Here is a 1,283-nt window from a genome sequence, read left to right as displayed (position 1 = left end):
GTCAGTTACAGGAAGGGGTGACGATTCCGCCATCGCGTCCATCAACCGCATCCGCACGATATAGATGTCTCGCATCGAGCTGAGGTCGATCGATGTCACCTCAGTCCCGTTGCCGTGCTGACTTACGATCAGTCCGTCATACTCCAGACGTTGCAAAACGGTGCGCAGAGGCGTTCGACTGACACCGAACTCCGAGGCGAGTTCCCTCTCATTCAGACGGCTACCTGGTTGATAGTCGAGGAGGCAAATCCGCCGTCGCAGTTCCAGATATATTTCTTGCTTGCTCAACTTACCGGCGGACTTTTCTTCGTCCGAGGACCCGTCATGATCTTCGTTCAAGGAGACTGCGCCGTCGCCGTTGGAGAATGGTAGTCCGCTGCTCGTCATAATGATCTTCCTTGCGACCCCCTTGGTCCGCTGCGCCTCATCAAGTTCCGATGCTTAGTACTGCACTTACCTGACTCAAGTATGCTATAACCCGATGGTCCCGATGCCCGCTATTCCAACTTTCATCACTGCTCCAACGTCAATCCGCCGCCTTGACCGCACTTAGAAATTGCTGCGTTCGTTTACTTTGAGGATGGGTGAACAACTCATCGGGCGAATTTTGCTCCTCGATCTTGCCGGCATAGAAAAAGCAAATCCGGTCCGATATGTCTCGTGCAAATCCCATCTGGTGGGTCACCATCAGCATCGTCAATTTATGCTTCGGTACGAGGTCCTTGATGACATTCGTAACCTCGCCGATGACTTCCGGATCGAGCGCTGACGTCACCTCATCGAACAACATGACCTTTGGCCTCATCGCCAACGCTCGGGCTATCGCCACGCGTTGTTGCTGACCGCCGGAAAGACGAGCGGGGTGCTGGTCATTCTTGTCGATCATGCCCACCAAGGAGAGAAGCTCTTCAGCCCGTTCTCGTGCTTCCTGGCGTGATAGGCCCAGCACCTGCACCGGTCCCTCCATACAATTCTGGAGCGCCGTCATGTGCGGGAACAAATTGAAGTGTTGAAAACACATCCCGATCGATGACCGGGCCTTGCGGAGATATTTGGCGTCGGCGGGGACCAGGACGCCATTTTTCGGCATATGGGTTAGCGGCTTCCCGTCAACGTAGATCACGCCGCCATTGATCTTCTCGAGCGTCATCAGCATGCGCAGAACAGTGGTTTTGCCCGACCCGAAGGCCCGATCACCGTGACCAGCTCGCTCGGCGCCACATCGAGGTTGAGATTATCGAGCACGACGAAGTCACCGTAAGTTTTTCTTACGTTCATGAAGC

The 1,283-nt window shown here is 54.8% G+C and carries 1 protein-coding gene and 1 pseudogene; both read right to left on the bottom strand.

The window, feature by feature from the left end; all coding sequences use genetic code 11:
• Positions 1-387, bottom strand: a 387-nt coding sequence (locus tag RCCGE510_RS32405) for a GntR family transcriptional regulator (RefSeq protein ID WP_007637727.1), incomplete at its 3' end; no start/stop codon positions are given.
• A 139-nt stretch (positions 388-526) separates the two neighbouring features.
• Positions 527-1,283: pseudogene (gene ehuA / locus RCCGE510_RS32400) on the bottom strand (ectoine/hydroxyectoine ABC transporter ATP-binding protein EhuA); the annotation flags it as partial.

The sequence above is a fragment of the Rhizobium sp. CCGE 510 genome, from assembly GCF_000292525.1.
Lineage (GTDB): Bacteria > Pseudomonadota > Alphaproteobacteria > Rhizobiales > Rhizobiaceae > Rhizobium.
The sequence above is the reverse complement of the archived record's forward strand: the minus strand, read 5'-3'. Positions and strand labels throughout refer to the sequence as shown.